We start from the raw sequence: 17,444 nt of genomic DNA, 5'->3' as shown, positions 1-17,444 counted from the left end.
TTTTCGTTTGCTGGAATCGCCATGGCGGTCAGGTCGCGAACTTCTTCGCGCCCGCCACGCAGGCGACCACGCCCAGGGTTACCGCGAGCATCGTCCAGCTTACCGCTTCGCCGAGCAGCAGCGCGGCCAGGGCGAGCCCGAAGAACGGCTGCAGCAGTTGCAGCTGCCCGACCGCGGCGATGCCGCCCTGCGCCAGCCCGCGATACCAGAACACGAAGCCGATCAGCATGCTGAAGAGCGAAACGTAGGCCAGCCCGATCCAGGCCGGCGTACCCACCGGGGCAAAGGAATCCGGTCGCGACGCGAACGTGATGGGCAGAACCACCGGCAGCGACAAAGCCAGCGCCCAGCAGATCACCTGCCAGCCGCCGAGCCGGCGGGACAGCCGCGCGCCCTCGGCATAGCCCAGGCCGCAGACGAGAATCGCGGCCACCATCAGCAGATCGCCGGCCCAAGAGGCTTCCGCATCGTGCATGAGCGCATAGCCGGCCACGCACAGACTGCCCAGCACCGAGAACAGCCAGAACACCGGTCGCGGACGCTCGCCGCCGCGGATCACCCCGAAGATCGCGGTGCTCAGCGGCAACAGGCCGACGAACACGATCGTGTGCGCCGAAGACACGTGTTGCAGGGAGAGCGCGCTCAGCAGCGGATAGCCGACCACCACGCCCAGCACCACCACCGCCAGCGAGGGCAGGTCGGTCCGATCCGGGCGCGGCTGGCGGAACGCCCGCAGCAGCAGCAGCGCGAGCAGGCCGGCGATCGCGGCGCGGGCGGCGGTCAGGAACACCGGATCCAGATCCAGCACCGCCACCCGGGTGGCCGGCAGCGAGCCGGCGAAGATCACCACGCCGATGAAACCGTTGATCCAGCCGCTGCTCGCCTTGTCCATTGCCTGACTCTCGGGGAATGCGGCCAGTGGACCATGCCGGCGCCGTCATCCCCAGATACAATCCAGTACAGTTGCAAGTAACTGTTATGCCTTGTTGGGCCGTACGGTTGAGAGGAGGGAGCGCGATGGGCCGGCAGTCGGGCAGTACCCGCATCGATCAGGTGATGGCGGCCATTCGGGCGCGGATCGCCGCGCGCGCCTATGGGCCTGGCACGCGGTTGCCTTCGGTGCGCGCGCAGGCGAAGGCGATGCAGGTCTCGGTGTCCACCGTGGTGGAAGCCTACGAGCGCTTGGCCGCCGAGGGCGTCATCGGTTCGCGGCCGGGTTCGGGCTTCTATGTCGCCGGACCCGTCGCGCCGCTGGCGCTGGCGCGGATGGGGCCGCGGCTCGACCGGGAAGTGGATCCGATGTGGATTTCGCGTCAGTCGCTGGAAACCGACGCGGCGATGCTCAAGCCTGGCTGCGGCTGGCTGCCGGCGGCGTGGATGTACGAATCGGGCATGCGCCGCGCGCTGCGCGCGGTGGCGCGGGCCGACACGGTGTCGCTGGCCGACTACGCCACGCCGCTCGGTGCGCCGGCACTGCGGCAACTGCTGGCGCGGCGACTGGCGGGCAACGGGGTGGAGGCGTCACCGGATCAGATCATGCTGACCGATTCGGGCACCCATGCCATCGATCTGATTGCGCGCTTCCTGCTCGAACCCGGCGACACCGTGCTGGTCGACGATCCCTGCTACTTCAATTTCCACGCGTTGCTGAAGGCGCATCGGGTCAAGGTCGTCGGCGTGCCATACACGCCCGCCGGGCCGGATCTGGAAGCATTCGCCACCGCCCTGCAGGCGCAGGCGCCCCGGCTCTACATCACCAATTCGGGACTGCACAACCCGACCGGCGCGGTGCTGTCGCCGGTGGTCGCGCACCGATTGCTGAAGCTGGCGGAGATGTCGAACCTGGTGATCGTCGAGGACGACATCTTCGCCGATTTCGAAACCGCTCCGGCGCCGCGGCTGGCCGCGTTCGACGGCCTGTCGCGGGTGATCCAGATCGGCAGCTTCTCCAAGACCCTTTCGGCGTCGCTGCGCTGCGGCTTCATCGCCGCGCGCCCGGACTGGCTCGACGCGCTGGCCGACCTCAAGCTCGCCACCGGTTTCGGCGGCAGCCGGCTGGCCGCCGATGTCCTGCTGGCGGCGCTGACCGACAGCGGCTATCGCCGGCACATGGAGGGCGTGCGGTTGCGCCTGGCCGATGCGCGCGGGCGGATCATCGCGAAGCTGGGTGAAGTCGGCATCACGCCGTGGCTGACGCCGCAGGCCGGCATGTTCCTGTGGTGCCGGCTGCCGGCCGGCGTCGATGCGGCGCAACTGGCCCGCGACTGCCTGAAGGACGGCATGGTGCTGGCGCCCGGCAATGCCTTCAGCCAGTCGCCGGAGGCGGGGCGCTTCATGCGCTTCAACGCCGCGCAGTCGCTGGACCCGCGGATCCATGCCGCGCTGAAGCGCGCGCTGGCAGGCTAGCGGTGCGTTGCCACGCGGCCCGGATCAGGCCGCTTCGAAACGGTTGGCGGCGACGTTCTTGCGGACTTTGGCCGGATCCCAGATGCGGCCGTTCATGGCGATGTAGACGCCCGGCGGCAGCGACTGCACCGCGCCGACCGCGCAGCCGATGTTGAACTCCGCGTCCGAGCCGCGAAAGCGGGCCGGATTGAGCGCGCCGGTCATCACGATGGTCTTGTCCGGAATGGACTTGAGCACATGGCCGGTCTGCACCATCGAGTCGGTGCCGTGGGTGATCAGCACGTGGCGGGCCGGCTGCGCGGCGACGGTGGCGCGGATCAGTTCGCGGTCCTCGTCGGTGATGTGCAGCGAGTCCTTGCGGATGATCGGTATGACGGTGAAGCGGAACGCCACCCCGAGTTCCTTCAGGATCTGGCCGATCTGTGGATCGCCGATCTGGTAGTCGGACTTGTCGTCGAAATAGATCTTGTCGATCGTGCCGCCGGTGGTGACGATCAGAAGTTCTTCCATCTCAGGGCTCCTGCGCGGCCGCGGCTTCCGCGGCGCGCGCTTCTTCGGGGGTGACCAGGTGGTAGTCGTCGCCGTACACCTCGCACAGCGCCAGCCACGCCGCGCCCGGGGGCGCGACAACCCGCCAATTATCGCCGTTCCTGCGGCTGAAGGTGCAGCGGGCGGGCGCATCCCCGTCCTCGCTCGCGATATCGGCGCCAATGGTGATCATCAGCGCCATGTTGTCGTAGTCGCGCAGGCGCGGCGGACCGCCCAGCGGCCAGGCGTGGTATTCCCAGGCGCAGCAGCTGGCGCGCCCGGATTCGACCAGATGGCCGTCGAGTACGCGCAGGTCCGCGTAGCCGCCGCTGAAGAAATGGAAGAGTTTGCCGGTCGCCGGATCCTGGCGATAGAGATCGCCCAGGCAGTTCGGGCCGGCTCCACACATGCCGCGTGCTTCCACTTCGAAGAAGCCGTCCTGATCGATGTCGATTAGGTCGACGTCGCGCAGGGGTTCTTCCATGGCGTCGGTTCCCAGCGTCAGCGCCGGCTGGAACCGCGAGCCGCCCGGAGCGGCAATCGCCACCTCGTAGCGGGCCGGCGACACCCTGCCATCGGCACCGGCCGCATCGCATCGAACCGCCAGGCGCAGACGCGAGCCGTCCGCCTGGGTGACAACCTGTTCGCGAGGTCGGCATTCGTTGCCGCCTTCATCGGCGAACGCGGGCGAGGCCGCGCACAGCGTCAGCAGAAACAACACCGCCCAGCGCAGCAGGCCGCCTTGTCCACCGCGCGTGATCACGGCGCGGCCCTGCGGCCGAAGCGGGCGCGCAGCGCCGGCCAGCTGGTGGCCAGCACGATGCCCACCGACAACACGATGCCGCCCCACGCATAACCCGCCTCGGCCGGCCGCGACCACGCGACCATGACCGCATGGGCGAACCAGAACAGGGCGAACACCCCCGCCCAGAACGGCGCCCGCGGCCGGCGCAGGAAATGCCCCAGCGACAGCAGGAACGGCGGCAGGCAGAACACCAGCAGCACCGCCAGATAGTGGCGGTCACCGCGGAACCACAGTGCGTACAGCGCCGACAGTGCCAGCAGCATCAGCGCGGACGGGATGCGCGGACGCGTCATCGCTGGCCCTCCAGCCGGCGTGCGACATCGGCCACGCGACGGCCGAGCGCGCGCGCCAGCGCGGCTTCATCGTCGCTGAGCACGGGGTCGTCGCTGCCGCCGGCCACGTGGCTGGCGCCGTAGGGCGAACCGCCGGTGCGGGTGGTGCTCAGCAATGTCTCGGTGAACGGAATCCCGACCAGCACGCAGCCATGGTGCAGCAGCGGCAACTGCATCGACAGCAGGGTCGATTCCTGGCCGCCGTGCTGGGTGGCGGTGGAAGTGAACACCGCGGCGGGTTTGTCGACCAGGGTGCCGCTGGCCCATTCCGCGCCCAGGCCGTCGATGAAATGCTTGAGCGGCGCGGCCATGTTGCCGAAGCGGGTGGGGCTGCCGAGGATGAGGCCGGCGCATTCGGCCAGGTCGCGCGCTTCCACGTAGGGCGCGCCTTCCTCGGGGACCGGAGGCGCGGCCTGCTGGGTCACCGGCGCCACGGGCGGCACCGTGCGCAGGCGTGCCGCCATGCCCTCGACCTCGCCGATGCCGCGCGCGATCTGCCGGGCCAGGCGGGCCACCGATCCGCCGCGGCTGTAGTAGAGCACCAGGATCTCGGCCATGCATCGGTCCATTCGCGTCAGGGCCGCCTAGTATCCCCCGGGGAACGCGGCGATGTCGCGTCGCGGACGCATCGGTTACCCTTTCGGCGTCATGGAGCCACTGGATTCCGTCAATCGCTGGACCGACCGCCTGCGCGACCGCGCGCGCGCCGGTACCTTCTTCCGTTTCCTGGCCAAGCGTTTCCTCGACGATCGGCTGTTCCAGGCGGCGGCGTCGCTGGCCTACACCACCCTGTTCGCGCTGGTGCCGCTGGCGATGGTGGTGTTCGGGGTGTTGTCGGCCTTCCCGGTGTTCGATCGCTGGAGCGACCAGCTCAGCGACTACATCTTCTCCAACTTCGTGCCCAATGCGGCGCGTTCGGCGGAGATCTACATCAAGCAGTTCTCCGCCAGCGCGGGCCAGCTCACCGCGGTCGGCGTGATCGTGCTGGTGATTTCACTGCTGATCACGCTCAACAGCGTCGAGGCGACCTTCAACCGGATCTGGCGGGTGGCCTCGTCGCGGCCGAAGTTCGGGCGTTTCCTGGTGTACTGGACGGTGCTGACCCTGGGCGCACTGGTGGCGGCGGCGTCGCTGGCGATGTCGGCCCGCTTCTTCGCCCTGCCGCTGTTCGCGACCAGCGAGGGCCAGGTGCTGCGCACCTTCGTGCTGACGCTGGCGCCGCTGCTGATCGAGTTCGCCGCCATCACCATGATCTACCGCGTGGTGCCGCACCGGACCATCAAGCTGCGCTATGCGATGGCCGGCGCATTGCTCGCCACCGTCCTGCTGGAACTGGTGAAGTGGGGCCTGGGCCTGTACCTGGGCAGCTTCAATACCTATCAGAAGATCTACAGCACGTTCGCCGCGGTACCGATCCTGCTGATGTGGATCTACCTGTGCTGGGTGGCGATCCTGATGGGGGCGTCGCTGGCGTCGGCGATGGCGGCCTTCCGCTACCAGCCGGTATCGATGCGGCTGCCGCTCGGCTACGAAATCTATGGGCTGCTGCGCATGCTGGGCCGCTTCAACGAAGCCCGCGCGCAGGGCCAGGGCCTGCACAGCGACCAGATCCTGGCGCTGGAGCCGATGCTGACCGATTCGCTGATCCAGCAGATGCTCGGCCAGTTGGCCGACATCAACCTGCTGCGGCGGGCGGAGGAGGGCGAATGGTTGCTGGCGCGGGATCTGGACGACATGACCCTGGCCGAGCTCTACGAGGCGTGCCAATTGCGCATTCCGATCGCCGAGGCGCACCTGCCGTGTCGCGACGATTCGCTCGGCATCGCCGCGCGCCGCACGCTGGACGAATTGCGGGTGCCGCTGCGCGAACTGCTCAAGCGCCGGGTCAGCGACATCTATCTGGATTCCAACGAGGACAATCGATGAGAGTGGTGCTGACAATCCTGCTGGCGGGCACGCTGGCGCTGGCCGGCTGCAAGCCTTCGACGCCGGCCGCCCCCGCTGCGACAGGTGAACCAAAACCGGCCGCGGAAGCGCCCGCGGCCGATGCCGGCAACGGCATGCAGATCCGGGAAACCACCGCCGATCTGCCGACACTGGCGGTCGATACCATCGATGGCGGACGGTTCGAACTGTCCGCGCAGCGCGGCAAATGGGTGGTAGTCAACTTCTGGGCCACCTGGTGCGCGCCCTGCCTGAAGGAGATGCCGGAACTGTCGGCGCTGGATGCGATGCGCGAGGACGTGCAGGTCATCGGCCTGGCCTACGAGGACATCACCGCCGCCGACATGCAGGCGTTCCTGAAGGAACACCCGGTGGTCTATCCGATCGCGATCCTCGACGTGATGGCGCCGCCGGCCGATTTCGCGACGCCGCGCGGCTTGCCCACCACCTATTTGATCTCGCCCGAAGGCAAGGTGGCCAAGGCGTTCGCCGGCCCGGTCACCGCGCGTGATCTGGAAGCCCTGATGGCGCAGTCGGCGGGCAAGCCGGGCTGATGGACGCGGTCCGCTTCCTGATCGAAGGCAAGGTGCAGGGCGTGTTCTTCCGCGCCTCCACCCGCGAACAGGCACGCCGGCTGGGTCTGGCGGGGATGGCGCGGAACCTGCCGGACGGGCGCGTGGAAGTGATCGTGGCCGGCGAGCCGGAGGCCATCGAAACGCTGGCGGGCTGGCTGCACCACGGTCCACCGCAGGCGCGCGTCACGCGGGTGGAACGCTTGCCGTGGACCGCGCCGGTGCCGCCGGGATTCGAAGTCGGCTGAAGCGCGTTCGCAAACAAAAAAGAGGCGGCCAGGTGGCCGCCTCTTTCGTTTGCGTCGGTTCGGTCCGGCTTACTTCTTGCCCTGGCCGTTGCCCTTGTCCTTGTCCTTGTCCTTGCCACCCTGTCCTTGTCCCTTGCCCTTGCCGCCGCCGCTCTGCGCCGGAGGACCGTGTTCGCCGCCGCGTCCCTTGTCGGAGGCCGCGTGGCCGTTGCCCTGCGCCGGACGCGAGCTCTTGCCGCCGCCGTTGCCGTTGCCGGCATTCGCCGGCTTGCCCTTGCCCGGACCATGCTTGGACCAGTCGACATGCACGTTGCGATCCACCGCGACCGGATAGCCCCAGCGGTCATAGGTGCGCGAGAAGCCGTTCTTCAGCGCATGGAACTGCGACGAGCCGGGCTTGATGCCCATGCGCTTGGCGATGGCGCCCCAGCCCTGGCCGGGATTGCGCTCGTACTCATGGACGACATCGATGCAGGGAAGGCGCAGGATGTGCGCGATGGCGCAGGCGTAGTAGATGTCGCCCGCCGACCAGCGCCGGCCGAACAGGTCCGTCACCAGCGAGCGCGGTGCACCGTAGTAGCCGGTCATCTCGTCGATGAAGGGCTCGCGGTAGCGCGAACCGTAGTCGTTGATCTCGATCAGGCGGGTGTCGACCCACGCATCGCCCGTGCGGAAGTTGTAGCCGACCACCTGCGCATTCGCGGCCGAAGCGGTGGCGAGCAGCAGGCCGGCGCACAGCGCCAGCAGCGGTCTGGAATGGCGGATGGTGTTCATGGGGCACTCCATTGGCGGATGTGATTCAGGTGCGGCGAGTCTTGGGAGAACGGACTGAATCGGCAGTGAAACAGGTCACGTAACTCACATTCCACATGGGAAACGTTCAGCCGCGCGGAACGAGCGCGCGGATCAGATCGGAAACGGCGCGATCGGCTTGAGCACGCCGTACTTCTCTTTCTGCGGTTTGCCCTTCAACGGCGGAAGGCCGAAGGTCTCCAGCGGCACCTGGGTGTCTGGCAGGCGATCCAGCAGGTCGCGGATCAGGGTCAGCCGGCCGCGTCGCTGATCGTTGAAGTCGACCAGCGTCCACGGCGCGTCGGTGGTGTGCGTGGCTTTGAGCATCGCCTCGCGGGCGGCGGTGTAGTCGGCGTATTTCTCGCGCGCCTTCAGATCGATGGGCGAGAGCTTCCAGCTCTTGAGTGGTTCCTCGGCGCGTTCTGCGAAGCGCTCCTCCTGGCGCGACTGATCCACCGCCAGCCAGTACTTGAACAGCAGGATGCCGTCGTCCACCAGCAGCTTCTCGAAGATCGGGACCTGGGCCAGGAACCGGCGGTACTCGGTGGCGGTGCAGAAGCCCATCACCTTTTCCACCCCGGCGCGGTTGTACCAGCTGCGATCGAACAGCACGATTTCACCCGCCGCCGGCAGGTGTGCGATGTAACGTTGCAGGTACCACTGGGTACTTTCGCGTTCACCGGGTTTGGGCAGTGCGACCACATGGCACTGGCGCGGATTGAGGTGTTCGCGGATGGCGTTGATGGCACCGCCCTTGCCGGCGGTATCGCGGCCTTCCATCAGCACCACGATGCGCGCGCCCGCGTGCGCGGCCCAGCGTGCCATCGCCGCCAGTTCCAGTTGCAACGGCTTGAGCAACTGTTCGTATTCCTTGCGCTTGAGTTCTTTCATGGGGCCTTCTTCCGGCGGTTCTGGCGGGAGGTGCCGGCCATGCCGCGCGCCACTTCCAGCAGCGCGCCCTGCTGGCGGGAATTCAGTTCGCGGTACGCGGCCAGGAGATCGTGTTCGCCGCGCGTGCGCGCCGGATCCAACTGGGTGGCCAGTTCCGCCAGCAACGCGCCCGCCGGCACGCCGAACGTGCGGGCGAGGGCGGCCAGCTGATCCTTGCCGGGCAGCTTGTCGCCGCTCATCCACGATCGGACGGTCGCGGCGCCGACCCGGGGAATGGCGGTGGCGATGTCGGCGGCGCTGAGTCCGCTGGCCTTGGCGAGCATGCGCAGGGTGGCGTCGATGGACATGGCCGTTCCTGTAGTCATTCCTTGAGGCGGGGCCGCAGGGTGGCGAGGTTGCAGGGCCGGGTGCGGGCGTCGAGTTGCGCGGAGATGATGCGTTCCCAGGCCGTGCGGCAGGCCGAGGTGGAGCCGGGCAGGCAGAACAGGAAGGTGCCGTTGGCCAATCCGGCGAAGGCGCGCGACTGCAGCGAGGAGGTCCCGATTTCCTCGAAGCTGATCGCGCGGAACAACTCGCCGAAGCCCGGCATCTCCTTGTCGAGCAGCGGCAGCAGGGCTTCCGGCGTGGAATCGCGGCCGGTGAAGCCGGTGCCGCCGGTGACGAGGATGCCGTCCACCTCCGGATCCGCGATCCAGCGCGAAACCAGTGCACGCAGCTGGTAGCGGTCGTCCGGAAGCAGGCTGCGCTCGGCGATCCGGTGGCCGGCGTCGGTGGCGGCGTTGGCGAGGTAGTCGCCGCTGCCGTCCTCGGCCAGGGTACGGCTGTCGGAGACGGTCAGCAGGGCAAGGCGCAGGGGCAGGAAGTCGTTGGCATGGCTCATGCCGGCAGCGTAAGGGCTGGCCGGCGCGGCTTTCAATGGTGCCCGTTCACGACCGGCACGCATCCCCCGCCATCGCGGCGGTATCCGCGCCGCAAAAGGCCTCAGGCATCCAGCGGAAGGCGGAACCGCAGGGTGCCGTCGTACGGCTCCCAACCCAGGTGCCGGTACAGCGCCTGGGCGGTGCGGTTGTCGTGATCGGTTTCCAGCTCCAGGCGCGCGGCACCCGAATCCCGGCCGAATGCCGCCGCAGCGTCCAGCAACGCCCGCGCCACGCCCTGACGGCGGGCCTCGCGGACGACGTAAAGGTCGTTGAGCACCCAGACGCGTACCGCGCGCACGGAGGAGAACGAAGGAAACAACTGGGTGAATCCCAGCAGGCGTCCGCCGTCCTCGGCGACGAAGATCACCGACTCCTCTCGCGCCAGCCGCTCGTGGATGAACGTCGACGCCAGCGTGGCGTCCGGGGCCTGCTCGTAGAACTGCCGGTACAGATCGAACAGTGGCGCGATCGCGCCCGCGTCGGCCAGGGTCGCGCGTCGTACCGTGATGCTCATGCCGCCTCCGTCAGTCGGGCCAGTTCGTCGGCCTGGTATTCGCGGGTCAGGCGATCCACCAGCGGATCCAGATCGCCTTCCATGATGTTGGGCAGATCGTACAGGGTCAGGCCCTCGACCCGGTGATCGGTGATCCGGCCCTGCGGGAAGTTGTAGGTGCGGATGCGCTGGCTGCGGTCGCCGCTGCCGACCTGCAACCGCCGCGAGGCGGCCTGGGCGGCCTGCTGCTTGCTGCGCTCGGCGTCGAGCAGTTGCGCCTTCAGCCGCTTCATCGCCTTGTCGCGGTTGGCGTGCTGGCTGCGCTCGGTCTGGCACTCGACCACCACGCCGGAAGGCACGTGGGTGATGCGGATGGCCGATTCGGTCTTGTTGACGTGCTGGCCGCCGGCGCCGGAAGAGCGGAAGGTGTCGATCCGCAGATCCGCCGGATTGATCGCGATGTCCTCGACCTCGTCCACGTCGGGGATGATCGCCACGGTGGCCGCCGAGGTATGGATGCGGCCCTGCGATTCGGTTTCGGGCACGCGCTGCACGCGATGGGTGCCGGATTCGAACTTGAGCCGCGAGAACGCGCCGCGCCCGCTGACCTTGGCCACGATTTCCTTGTAGCCGCCATGCTCGCCGGGATTGTCGGACTCGATCTCCACCCGCCAGCCCTGGCGCTCGGCGTATCGCGCGTACATGCGGAACAGATCGCCGGCGAAGATCGCCGCCTCGTCGCCGCCGGTACCGGCGCGCACTTCCAGGAACAGGTTGCCGTCGTCGCGGTTGTCGCGCGGCACCAGCAGCAGCGACAGTTCGTCTTCCAGCTCGGCCAGGCGCGCGCGCGCGGCGGCGATTTCCTCTTCCGCCAGATCGCCCAGGTCCGGATCCCCGCGCATCGCCTCGGCCGAGGCCAGGTCGCGCTTGGCCTTGGCTTCCTCCGCCAGCGCCAGCGCCACCGGTTCCAGTTGTGCGAACTCGCGCGAATAGTTGCGGAAGCGATCGTTGTCGCCGGCCACGCCGGGGTCGGCCAGCAGGCGTTCCAGTTCCTCGCGGCGTTCGGCCAGCGCTTCGAGTTTACGGCGCAGCGTCGGCGTCATCGGGTTTCTTGGGATGGGAGTAGGGCGCCTTTTCCGGAAACAGGCGATCGGCGGCGCGCGCCAACTCGGCGTCGCCGGTCAGCGCGGCCTCGCGTAGCGCGGCGGTCGGCGGATGCAACAGCCGGTTGGTCAGCGAGTGGGCCAGGAATTCCAGCACCGCGTCCGGATCGCGACCGTTGGAGAGTTGCTGGCGGGCCTTGGCCAGCACGTCGTCGCGTGCCTGCTCGCCATGCGCGCGCAGGCGCTTGAGCGGCTCCTGGCGGCTGCTGGCATGCAGGGTTTCCACGAAGCGGGCGACCTGCAGTTCGATGATCGCCTCGGCGGCGTCGGCGGCCTCGCGGCGGCTGCGGCGGTTGTCTTCCACCGCGCGCTCCAGATCGTCGACCGTGTACAGGTAGGCGTCGTTGAGCTCGGCCACGTCGGCGGCGATGTCGCGCGGGACCGCCAGATCGAACAGCAGCATCGGCTTGTGCCGGCGGCGCGCGAGCGCCTGTTCGACATGCGCGCGGAGCAGGATTGGCTCGCGCGCGGCGGTCGCCGAAAACACCACGTCGGCTTCGGCCAGGTGGCGTTCCAGTTCGCCCAGCGGCAGGGCGTAGCCGCCGTGCCGGCTGGCCAGTTCCTGCGCGTGAGCAAGCGTCCGGTTGGCGATCAGCAGCCGCCGCACCCGGCCTTCACTGAGGTGCTTGGCGGCGAGTTCGATGGTTTCGCCGGCGCCGACCAGCAGCACGGTCGAGTCGCTGAGGCGGGCAAAGGAATCCTGCGCCAGGCGCACCGCGGTGGAGGCCACCGACACCGGATTGGCGCCCACGCGGGTGTCGGTGCGGGCGCGCTTGGCCACCGCGAAGGTTTGCTGGAACAGCCGGTCTAGGCGACTGCCCAGCGCGCCGTGCTCGCGCGCGTTGGCCCAGGCGTCCTTCACCTGGCCGAGAATCTGCGGTTCCCCCAGCACCATCGAGTCCAGCCCGGTCGCGACCCGGAACAGGTGGCGCACGGCGTCGGCGTCGCGATGGCGGTAGAGATAGGCTTCCAGCCCGTCGGCATGGGTCGCCAGCCAGTTCGCGAGCACCTGCCCATCATGGGCCACCGCGTACAGCTCGGTGCGGTTGCAGGTGGACAGCAGCGCGGCTTCCTCGACCTGCGGCAGGGCGCGGAGCGCGGACAGCGCGGACGGCAACGCGCCGGCGTCGAACGCCACGCGTTCGCGCAGTTCGACCGGCGCGGTCTGGTGATTCAGTCCGAGGACCCACAACGTCATCGTTCAGGTGCTTGCGCTAAGCTGCTGGCTGGTAAGTGGCCGCTATTTTACGGCCCACGTGAGTCTCATGCCCGCAATATTGCGTCTCAGCCTGGTGCTTTCCTTGCTGTTGGCCCTGTCCGGCCCCGCGTTGGCCTCGCGCAAGGCGCCGCCGGCGCGGGACGATGCCCTCACCACGGTGATGGCGGGCGAGTTCGCGCTCCAGACCGGGCAGCTGTCGGAAGCCTCCCGCTGGTACCTGCAAGCGGCCCGCGCCACCGAGGATGCCGGGCTGGCCGAACGTGCCACCCGCATCGCCCTGCTTTCCAACGACGACGCCGGCGCCACCGAGGCGCTCAAGCTGTGGCGCGCCCGCGCGCCGAAGTCGCTGGCCATGCGCGGTGCCGAAGCCACCCTGGCGCTGCGCCGGGGCGACGCCCGCGCAGCCCGCCGGGAACTGGGCACGCTGATGGCCTCGCCCGACGAGATGGGCTGGCGCTACGCGCTGACCGCGCTGGGCAGTGGCGGCAAGGATCCGGAGCTGCCGGCGAAACTGCTGGGCGAACTGGTCGACGGCAACACCATTCCCGCCCAGTTGCAGGCCTGGCTGGCGTTCGCCGGATTGGCCCAGCAGCTGGAGCAGCCGGAACTGTCGCGCCGGATCGTCGGCAGCGTGGTGGACCGCTTCCCGCAGGAGCCGCGCGTGGTGCTGCTGCACGCGGCCCAACTGCGGCGGTCCGGTGACGAAGCCGAGGCGCGCAAGGTGCTGGGCGGGCTGGGACCGGACGTACTGGAAAAGCCCGAGCTGCGGTTGGCAGTGGCGGCCGAGTACGAGGCGCTGGGGGATTCGGTGGCCGCGGCGGCCACCCTGGCGAAGGGGCCGCAGGACGATCAGAGCTACGCGCTGCGGGCCTCCCTGCTGGCCAAGGCCGACAACACCACCGCGCTGACCGCGCTGTACGACGAACTGCGCCGCGAGGCCAGCCAGCCCGACGGCGGTCGGCGGTTGCTGCTGGGACAGATGGCCGAGTTCCTCAAGCGTCCGCAGGAAGCGCTGGACTGGTACCGCAGCGTGCCGGCCGGCAGCGCCCGTTCCGAGGCGCGCCTGCGCGCCGCCAACACCCTCTACGAACTGGACGACAAGGCCCAGGCGTTCCAGGAACTGCGCACCCTGCAGGGCGACGCCTCGGCCGACGACGACGCCCGCCGCAATGCCTATCTGCTGGAAGCCGAGCTGCGCCAGAAGAACGGGGACGACAACGGCGAGCTGGATGTGTTCGCGCGCGGTCTGGCGGCCTATCCGGACGACATCGAGGTCCTCTATGCGCGCGGCCTGGCCTGGGAACGGCGGGATCGGATCGATCGCGCAGAGGCCGATTTCCGCAAGATCCTGGTCATCGATCCGGAGAACACCGCCACCCTCAACGCACTCGGCTACACCCTGGCCGATCGCACCCAGCGCTACCGGGAAGCGCTGGAGCTGATTGATCGCGCGCGCGTGGCCGAGCCGGAGAACGCCGCCATCATCGACAGCTACGGCTGGGTGCTGTACCGGCTGGGACGGTTGCCGGAAGCGCTGGTGCAACTGCGCCGTGCCTTCACCCTGCAGAAGGATCCCGAGATCGCCGCGCACGTCGGCGAAGTGCTGTGGGTGATGGGGCAGAAGGACGAGGCGCGCAAGTATTTCGACGAGGCGCGCAAGCTCGACCCTGAAAACCGCTCGCTGCAGCGGGCGCTGGAGAAGACCGGAGCATGAAGTGGAACTGGCGTGGCCCGCTGCTGGCGGCCTGTGTGTTGATGCTGGCCGCCTGCGCCAGCGGGGGTGGCCGCAAATCCGCGCCGCCGCCACTGGATGATCCCGAGGACGTGGCCGCCGCGCAGGCGCGCCAAGCCACCCGCGAAGCGTGGTTGCGCGGGCAACCGGAATGGGGATTCGAGGCGCGGGTGGCGGTCAGCCAGGCCGGCAAGGGCGGCAGCGGCCGGCTCGACTGGCGCCAGCAGGGCGCGCAGTACACCGCTTCGTTGAGCGCCCCGGTCACCCGCCAGAGCTGGCGCCTCAGCGCCGGCGCCGACGGCGCGCGGCTGGAAGGGCTGGAAGGCGGCCCCCGCCAGGGCGAAGACGCCGATCTGCTGCTGCGCGAAGCCACCGGCTGGGACATTCCGGTGCAGACCCTCTCGGAATGGGCGCGCGGCCTGAGCGGGCAGGGCAGCCCGGAGTTCGGTCCCGAGGGCCAGCTGCAGGCGTTGCGCCAGGCTGGCTGGACCATCCGCTACACCGAGTGGCTGCCGGCCGCCGGCGCTCAGCCCGCGATGCCCCGGCGAATCGAGGCCGAGCGCGGCCAGGCCCGGGTCCGCCTGATCGTGGATCGCTGGGATCTCGGGGCCGCGCCGTGACGGCATCCTCTCCGGAGGACGGCTGGTCGGCCTGGCCCGCACCGGCCAAGCTGAACCTGTTCCTCCACATCACCGGCCGCCGGCCGGACGGCTATCACCTGCTGCAGTCGGTGTTCCGGATCCTGGATTGGGGCGACACCGTGCACCTGCGGGTGCGGCCGGATGGCGCGATCCGCCGGGTGGGAGCTTCCGTTCCCGGCGTGGCCGAGGCCGATGACCTGTTGGTGCGCGCGGCTAACTTGCTAAAAAAAGAGGCCAATTGCGCGCAAGGAGCGGACATCTCCGTTGAAAAGCGCATTCCAGCCGGCGGTGGCTTTGGCGGCGGCTCGTCCGACGCGGCGACGGTGCTGGTCGTGCTCAACCGGCTCTGGGGTACCGGCCTGCCGGTGGAGCGACTGGCGGCGCTGGGCCTGCGGCTGGGCGCGGACGTACCGGTGTTCGTCCGCGGGCACAACGCCTGGGCCGAGGGTGTCGGTGAACAGCTCACCCCCATCGCGCTGCCTCCGGCCTGGTACGTGCTGGCCGACCCCGGCGTCCATGTCCCCACCGCGGCACTTTTCCAGGCCCCTGATTTGACGCGAAACGCGCCACCCGCGAAAATGTCGGACTTCGTTTCGGGACACCTGCTCGGCAATGCGTTCGAGCCGGTACTGCGCCGCCGGGAACCCGCCATCGAGGCCGTGTTCCAGGCCTTGGCGCGTATCGGCACGCCGCGGCTGACCGGATCCGGCAGCGGTTGCTTCGTCGAGTTCGCACAGCGGACCCAGGCGGAAGCGGCGCTGGCGGAACTGTCCGGCCTGCGGGCCTGGCTGGCGCCGGGCGCGCCGCGCTCGCCGCTGCAGGATGCGCTCGAATCGGAAACCTAACGCCTAGGGGCGTCGCCAAGTGGTTAAGGCACCGGGTTTTGATCCCGGCATTCGTAGGTTCGAATCCTTCCGCCCCTGCCAATCCGCGGTTTTCCTGCAGCGCCCGCGAGGGACTGCGCCGCGACTTCCCGCCGCCGCCAGAAGCCACGCCGAGAGAGAAAAATGCAAGACGACCGCAACCTGCTTGTCTTCTCCGGCAACGCCAACAAGCCGCTGGCCGACAGCATCTGCCGCGAACTGGGCGTGCGTCCGGGCAAGGCGCTGGTGTCGCGCTTCTCCGACGGCGAAGTGCAGGTGGAAATCGAGGAGAACGTCCGCCGGCAGGAAGTGTTCGTGGTCCAGCCCACCTGCGCCCCGGCCGCGGAAAACCTGATGGAACTGCTGGTGCTGATCGACGCGCTCAAGCGCGCATCGGCCGCCAGCGTCACCGCGGTGGTGCCGTACTTCGGCTACTCGCGCCAGGATCGCCGCCTGCGTTCCTCGCGCGTGCCGATCACCGCCAAGGTGGCGGCCAAGATGTTCAGCGCGGTCGGTACCGATCGGGTGCTGACGGTGGACCTGCACGCCGACCAGATCCAGGGCTTCTTCGATATCCCGGTCGACAACGTGTACGCCTCGCCGCTGCTGCTGGCCGACATCTGGCGCGCCTACGGCACCGACAACCTGATCGTGGTCTCGCCCGACGTGGGCGGCGTGGTGCGCGCGCGCGCCGTCGCCAAGCGCCTGGACGATGCCGACCTGGCCATCATCGACAAGCGCCGTCCGCGCGCCAATGTCGCCACCGTGATGAACATCATCGGTGACGTGGACGGCAAGGACTGCGTGCTGGTGGACGACATCGTCGACACCGCCGGCACCCTGTGCGCCGCCGCAGCAGCGCTGAAGTCGCGAGGCGCCAAGAAGGTGGCTGCGTACTGCACCCACGCCGTGCTCTCGGGCCCGGCGGTGGACAACCTGAACAAGTCGGTGCTGGACGAGCTGGTCGTCACCGACACCATCCCGCTTTCGCCGGAAGCGAAGGCGTGCGGCCGCATCCGCCAGCTCAGCGTGGCGGAACTGCTGGCCGAAACGGTTCGCCGCATCGCCTTTGGCGAGTCGGTGAGCTCGCTGTATGTGGATTGACGGCCGGGATTCGTGATTGGGGATTCGGGATTGGCGTTTGCGAATCCCGAATCCCGAATGCCAAATCCCGGCATTCAAACGGCTCTCCTGGTCGCGGGGGAGTCTTCAAGGCCGCCGCGAGGCGGTTCATCAACCTAGGTAGTTAGCAAACATGGCAAAGACACACGAAATCAAGGTCCAGCGCCGCGAAGACGAGGGTAAGGGTGCGAGCCGCCGCCTGCGTCACGCCGGCAACGTTCCCGCCATCGTCTACGGTGGCGAACTCAAGCCGGTCAGCATCCAGCTGAACCACAACGAAGTCTGGCTGGCCAGCCAGCACGACTGGTTCTATTCCTCGATCCTGGACCTGAGCCTCAATGGCGACATCCAGAAGGTGCTGCTGCGTGACATGCAGCGTCACCCGTACAAGCAGCAGATCATGCACCTGGACTTCCAGCGCGTGAACGAGAACGAGACCCTGCGCACCGCGGTGCCGCTGCACTTCATCAACCAGGACACCTCGCCCGCCGGCAAGTCGGCCGACGTGGTCGTGACCCACGAACTGAACGAAGTCGTGGTCGAGTGCCTGCCGAAGGATCTGCCGGAGTTCATCGAGCTCGACCTGTCGAACCTGGCCGTGGGCGCCGTCGTGCACCTGTCGGAGATCAAGCTGCCGGCCGGCGTGGAAATCCCGGAACTGAAGCTGGGCAAGGAACACGACGTCGCCGTCGTGATCGCCAAGCACGGCAAGGAAGAAGCCGAGGCTCCGGCCGAAGGCGCTGAGAAGGAAGAGAAGTAATCTTGCGCCACGG

At 68.7% G+C, this 17,444-nt stretch carries 21 protein-coding genes and 1 tRNA gene; 10 read left to right on the top strand and 12 right to left on the bottom strand.

Annotated features, from left to right (window positions below; genetic code table 11):
- Positions 1 to 28 precede the first annotated feature (28 nt).
- A complete protein-coding gene (locus FHW78_RS05690) occupies positions 29 to 892 on the bottom strand; it encodes a DMT family transporter (protein WP_183638740.1) in 864 nt (287 codons plus the stop codon).
- 125 nt (positions 893 to 1,017) lie between these two features.
- Between FHW78_RS05690 and FHW78_RS05685 the strand changes: the two genes are divergently transcribed.
- Entirely contained in the window at positions 1,018 to 2,406 is a 1,389-nt protein-coding gene (locus FHW78_RS05685) for a PLP-dependent aminotransferase family protein (RefSeq protein ID WP_183638738.1), read from the top strand.
- 24 nt (positions 2,407 to 2,430) lie between these two features.
- Here FHW78_RS05685 and FHW78_RS05680 read toward each other — a convergent pair whose 3' ends face one another.
- Genes FHW78_RS05680 through wrbA form a run of 4 tightly spaced genes read right to left on the bottom strand, consistent with a single transcriptional unit; the run spans position 2,431 to position 4,628 of the window.
- Entirely contained in the window at positions 2,431 to 2,916 is a 486-nt protein-coding gene (locus FHW78_RS05680; protein ID WP_183638736.1) for an asparaginase domain-containing protein, read from the bottom strand.
- A 1-nt stretch (position 2,917) separates the two neighbouring features.
- Entirely contained in the window at positions 2,918 to 3,697 is a 780-nt protein-coding gene (locus tag FHW78_RS05675) for a hypothetical protein (protein WP_183638734.1), read from the bottom strand.
- Positions 3,694 to 4,032 carry a DUF2069 domain-containing protein gene (locus FHW78_RS05670; protein WP_183638732.1) on the bottom strand — a complete coding sequence of 113 codons (339 nt, stop codon included), beginning with the start codon at positions 4,030 to 4,032 and terminating at the stop codon, positions 3,694 to 3,696. The genes FHW78_RS05675 and FHW78_RS05670 overlap by 4 nt, the downstream gene beginning before the upstream one ends.
- On the bottom strand, positions 4,029 to 4,628 hold the full coding sequence (wrbA, locus tag FHW78_RS05665) for an NAD(P)H:quinone oxidoreductase (RefSeq protein ID WP_183638729.1): 600 nt from the start codon (positions 4,626 to 4,628) through the stop codon (positions 4,029 to 4,031). Before wrbA ends, FHW78_RS05670 begins: the two co-directional genes overlap by 4 nt.
- Positions 4,629 to 4,719: 91 nt before the next feature.
- Here wrbA and FHW78_RS05660 point away from each other — a divergent pair, with 91 nt between their 5' ends.
- From FHW78_RS05660 to FHW78_RS05650, 3 genes are read left to right on the top strand one after another with little or no spacing between them, the layout of a single operon-like run.
- Positions 4,720 to 5,997 carry a YihY family inner membrane protein gene (locus tag FHW78_RS05660; protein ID WP_183641165.1) on the top strand — a complete coding sequence of 426 codons (1,278 nt, stop codon included), beginning with the start codon at positions 4,720 to 4,722 and terminating at the stop codon, positions 5,995 to 5,997.
- Positions 5,994 to 6,569, top strand: a complete 576-nt coding sequence (locus FHW78_RS05655; RefSeq protein ID WP_183638727.1) for a TlpA disulfide reductase family protein — start codon at positions 5,994 to 5,996, stop codon at positions 6,567 to 6,569. The genes FHW78_RS05660 and FHW78_RS05655 overlap by 4 nt, the downstream gene beginning before the upstream one ends.
- Positions 6,569 to 6,835, top strand: a complete 267-nt coding sequence (locus FHW78_RS05650; RefSeq protein ID WP_183638726.1) for an acylphosphatase — start codon at positions 6,569 to 6,571, stop codon at positions 6,833 to 6,835. The genes FHW78_RS05655 and FHW78_RS05650 overlap by 1 nt, the downstream gene beginning before the upstream one ends.
- Positions 6,836 to 6,904: 69 nt before the next feature.
- Here the strand turns inward: FHW78_RS05650 and FHW78_RS05645 are convergent, their stop codons facing one another.
- The 7 genes from FHW78_RS05645 to hemA all read right to left on the bottom strand — a co-directional run bounded on the left by FHW78_RS05645 (position 6,905) and on the right by hemA (position 12,292).
- Positions 6,905 to 7,609: a hypothetical protein gene (locus FHW78_RS05645; protein WP_183638724.1), complete on the bottom strand. Its 705-nt coding sequence runs from the start codon at positions 7,607 to 7,609 to the stop codon at positions 6,905 to 6,907.
- 132 nt (positions 7,610 to 7,741) lie between these two features.
- Positions 7,742 to 8,518 (bottom strand): polyphosphate kinase 2, encoded by a 777-nt coding sequence (gene ppk2 / locus FHW78_RS05640; RefSeq protein ID WP_183638722.1) that lies wholly within the window; start codon positions 8,516 to 8,518, stop codon positions 7,742 to 7,744.
- A complete protein-coding gene (locus FHW78_RS05635) occupies positions 8,515 to 8,865 on the bottom strand; it encodes a helix-turn-helix domain-containing protein (protein WP_183638720.1) in 351 nt (116 codons plus the stop codon). Before FHW78_RS05635 ends, ppk2 begins: the two co-directional genes overlap by 4 nt.
- Before the next feature lie 14 nt (positions 8,866 to 8,879).
- Positions 8,880 to 9,398 (bottom strand): molybdenum cofactor biosynthesis protein B, encoded by a 519-nt coding sequence (gene moaB, locus FHW78_RS05630; protein ID WP_183638718.1) that lies wholly within the window; start codon positions 9,396 to 9,398, stop codon positions 8,880 to 8,882.
- Positions 9,399 to 9,499: 101 nt separating this feature from the next.
- A complete protein-coding gene (locus FHW78_RS05625; RefSeq protein WP_183638716.1) occupies positions 9,500 to 9,952 on the bottom strand; it encodes a GNAT family N-acetyltransferase in 453 nt (150 codons plus the stop codon).
- Entirely contained in the window at positions 9,949 to 11,034 is a 1,086-nt protein-coding gene (gene prfA / locus FHW78_RS05620) for a peptide chain release factor 1 (RefSeq protein WP_183638714.1), read from the bottom strand. Before prfA ends, FHW78_RS05625 begins: the two co-directional genes overlap by 4 nt.
- Positions 11,012 to 12,292, bottom strand: a complete 1,281-nt coding sequence (gene hemA, locus FHW78_RS05615; RefSeq protein ID WP_183638712.1) for a glutamyl-tRNA reductase — start codon at positions 12,290 to 12,292, stop codon at positions 11,012 to 11,014. The genes prfA and hemA overlap by 23 nt, the downstream gene beginning before the upstream one ends.
- Before the next feature lie 67 nt (positions 12,293 to 12,359).
- Between hemA and FHW78_RS05610 the strand changes: the two genes are divergently transcribed.
- The 6 genes from FHW78_RS05610 (at position 12,360) to FHW78_RS05585 (ending at position 17,431) form a co-directional block, all read left to right on the top strand.
- Positions 12,360 to 14,027, top strand: coding sequence for a tetratricopeptide repeat protein (locus tag FHW78_RS05610; protein ID WP_183638710.1), 1,668 nt, complete (start codon positions 12,360 to 12,362; stop codon positions 14,025 to 14,027).
- A complete protein-coding gene (gene lolB, locus FHW78_RS05605; RefSeq protein ID WP_183638708.1) occupies positions 14,024 to 14,665 on the top strand; it encodes a lipoprotein insertase outer membrane protein LolB in 642 nt (213 codons plus the stop codon). The genes FHW78_RS05610 and lolB overlap by 4 nt, the downstream gene beginning before the upstream one ends.
- Positions 14,662 to 15,531, top strand: coding sequence for a 4-(cytidine 5'-diphospho)-2-C-methyl-D-erythritol kinase (gene ispE, locus FHW78_RS05600; protein ID WP_183638706.1), 870 nt, complete (start codon positions 14,662 to 14,664; stop codon positions 15,529 to 15,531). Before lolB ends, ispE begins: the two co-directional genes overlap by 4 nt.
- A 5-nt stretch (positions 15,532 to 15,536) precedes the next feature.
- A tRNA-Gln gene (locus FHW78_RS05595) sits at positions 15,537 to 15,612 on the top strand.
- An 81-nt stretch (positions 15,613 to 15,693) separates the two neighbouring features.
- Positions 15,694 to 16,653: a ribose-phosphate diphosphokinase gene (locus FHW78_RS05590; protein ID WP_141455864.1), complete on the top strand. Its 960-nt coding sequence runs from the start codon at positions 15,694 to 15,696 to the stop codon at positions 16,651 to 16,653.
- Positions 16,654 to 16,804: 151 nt separating this feature from the next.
- Entirely contained in the window at positions 16,805 to 17,431 is a 627-nt protein-coding gene (locus FHW78_RS05585) for a 50S ribosomal protein L25/general stress protein Ctc (protein ID WP_183638704.1), read from the top strand.
- The last annotated feature ends 13 nt before the right edge of the window (positions 17,432 to 17,444 follow it).

Source organism: Pseudoxanthomonas sp. OG2 (assembly GCF_014192765.1).
In the GTDB taxonomy this organism is placed as follows: domain Bacteria; phylum Pseudomonadota; class Gammaproteobacteria; order Xanthomonadales; family Xanthomonadaceae; genus Pseudoxanthomonas_A; species Pseudoxanthomonas_A beigongshangi.
Note: the sequence above shows the minus strand (reverse complement) of the source record. Positions and strands in the feature narration are given on the sequence as shown.

Bases quoted from the DNA above. Each gene is read 5' to 3' on its own strand.
- FHW78_RS05690 (WP_183638740.1), bottom strand. From the start codon at position 892: ATGGACAAGGCGAGCAGCGGCTGGATCAACGGTTTCATCGGCGTGGTG.
- FHW78_RS05685 (WP_183638738.1), top strand. From the start codon at position 1,018: ATGGGCCGGCAGTCGGGCAGTACCCGCATCGATCAGGTGATGGCGGCC.
- FHW78_RS05680 (WP_183638736.1), bottom strand. From the start codon at position 2,916: ATGGAAGAACTTCTGATCGTCACCACCGGCGGCACGATCGACAAGATC.
- FHW78_RS05670 (WP_183638732.1), bottom strand. From the start codon at position 4,032: ATGACGCGTCCGCGCATCCCGTCCGCGCTGATGCTGCTGGCACTGTCG.
- wrbA (WP_183638729.1), bottom strand. From the start codon at position 4,628: ATGGCCGAGATCCTGGTGCTCTACTACAGCCGCGGCGGATCGGTGGCC.
- FHW78_RS05660 (WP_183641165.1), top strand. From the start codon at position 4,720: ATGGAGCCACTGGATTCCGTCAATCGCTGGACCGACCGCCTGCGCGAC.
- FHW78_RS05655 (WP_183638727.1), top strand. From the start codon at position 5,994: ATGAGAGTGGTGCTGACAATCCTGCTGGCGGGCACGCTGGCGCTGGCC.
- FHW78_RS05650 (WP_183638726.1), top strand. From the start codon at position 6,569: ATGGACGCGGTCCGCTTCCTGATCGAAGGCAAGGTGCAGGGCGTGTTC.
- FHW78_RS05645 (WP_183638724.1), bottom strand. From the start codon at position 7,609: ATGAACACCATCCGCCATTCCAGACCGCTGCTGGCGCTGTGCGCCGGC.
- ppk2 (WP_183638722.1), bottom strand. From the start codon at position 8,518: ATGAAAGAACTCAAGCGCAAGGAATACGAACAGTTGCTCAAGCCGTTG.
- FHW78_RS05635 (WP_183638720.1), bottom strand. From the start codon at position 8,865: ATGTCCATCGACGCCACCCTGCGCATGCTCGCCAAGGCCAGCGGACTC.
- moaB (WP_183638718.1), bottom strand. From the start codon at position 9,398: ATGAGCCATGCCAACGACTTCCTGCCCCTGCGCCTTGCCCTGCTGACC.
- FHW78_RS05625 (WP_183638716.1), bottom strand. From the start codon at position 9,952: ATGAGCATCACGGTACGACGCGCGACCCTGGCCGACGCGGGCGCGATC.
- prfA (WP_183638714.1), bottom strand. From the start codon at position 11,034: ATGACGCCGACGCTGCGCCGTAAACTCGAAGCGCTGGCCGAACGCCGC.
- hemA (WP_183638712.1), bottom strand. From the start codon at position 12,292: ATGACGTTGTGGGTCCTCGGACTGAATCACCAGACCGCGCCGGTCGAA.
- FHW78_RS05610 (WP_183638710.1), top strand. From the start codon at position 12,360: ATGCCCGCAATATTGCGTCTCAGCCTGGTGCTTTCCTTGCTGTTGGCC.
- lolB (WP_183638708.1), top strand. From the start codon at position 14,024: ATGAAGTGGAACTGGCGTGGCCCGCTGCTGGCGGCCTGTGTGTTGATG.
- FHW78_RS05590 (WP_141455864.1), top strand. From the start codon at position 15,694: ATGCAAGACGACCGCAACCTGCTTGTCTTCTCCGGCAACGCCAACAAG.
- FHW78_RS05585 (WP_183638704.1), top strand. From the start codon at position 16,805: ATGGCAAAGACACACGAAATCAAGGTCCAGCGCCGCGAAGACGAGGGT.